A 1,150-nucleotide genomic window follows, 5' to 3' on the forward strand; every position below is an offset into this window, starting at 1 on the left:
GCTGGCGCTGGGGCTGGGGCTGGTGCCGGCGCTGGGGCCGGCGCGAGGGCGGCTGCGCCGAGCGAATAGCACGCCTTCACGACAAAGGGCAAAGGATCACGGCCGAAGAATTCGTTGGTGCACTGCGCGGTGCCGGTGACCGTCTTTTCGACCCACGAAGTGCCGGAGCCGTACTTCACCAAGGTGGCCACAGGCACGGTGAAGGACGCACCCTCCTGGGCGAGCAGCGTTCCTGCGACTGGCGCTGGCGCTGGCGCTGGGGCTGGGGCTGGTGCGGGTGCTGGTGCGGGTGCTGGGGCTGGTGCGGGTGCTGGGGCTGGTGCGGGTGCAGGTGCGGGTGCGGGTGCTGGCGCTGGGGCCGGCGCTGGGGCGGGCGCTGGCGCTGGTGCTGGGGCGGGAACTGAGGCCTGGACGTAGCAGGCTTTCGCCACGTAGGGCATCGGGTCGCCGAATGTTGCGTTGCTGCAGACGACGGATCCCGACAGGTACTTGGTCCTCCAGGTCGACTTGGCCCCGTACTTCACGGCCTGCAAGGAAGGCAATGCGAAGCCTTGATTTTCTTCGGCGACCTTGATCCAGCTCGAATCGAGCGGCTTTTCCGACGATTCCGCCTCCTTCGCGACGGTCGGGTCGTCGGCGCCCGGCGCCGGCGGTGCCGGCGTCAGCGTCGCGTCGCTGGCGAGCGAAGCCGGGAATCCACCGCCGGAGCCACCGCCTCCGCCTCCGCAGCCCGCCAGGGCGCCGGCGGCAACAAGGAGCAGAAGCGCGTTTTTATCCGTGACTTTCATTCAATGGCTCCGAGGCAGATCGAGGGGTGATGGCGTGTAAGCTGATTCCTACGTTACTTGCATTTGGTTTCTTTGTTGCGCTTTCTGACGCCCCTGAGTTACGTCAGTTTCAATTGGTTACTTGATCTTCATGAATTCGTATACTGAAGAATTCGTTGTGGACAGCCGATGTCTGAGGAAAGCAACAGCCAAAAAAAGGCCCGCACAAGGCGGGCCGCAAATTGGCTGATCGAACGGAGGTGATCAGGGCACGTTCGCACTGCGAATGTTGAAGGGCCGGCCCTCCATCGCAAAACTGCCGCCGAACTCGATGTTGATGCCATTGGTGGGCTGCACCGGGCATCCGCCCGGCGGCTGGCAGG

General features: G+C 64.7%; 1 pseudogene. It reads right to left on the reverse strand.

Annotation, left to right across the window (positions count from 1 at the left end):
- Nucleotides 1-197 (reverse strand): annotated as a pseudogene (locus APY03_RS43495) (hypothetical protein); the annotation flags it as partial.
- Between the last annotated feature and the right edge of the window lie 953 nt (nucleotides 198-1,150).

Source organism: Variovorax sp. WDL1 (genome assembly GCF_001541225.1).
Classification (GTDB): Bacteria; Pseudomonadota; Gammaproteobacteria; order Burkholderiales; family Burkholderiaceae_C; genus Variovorax.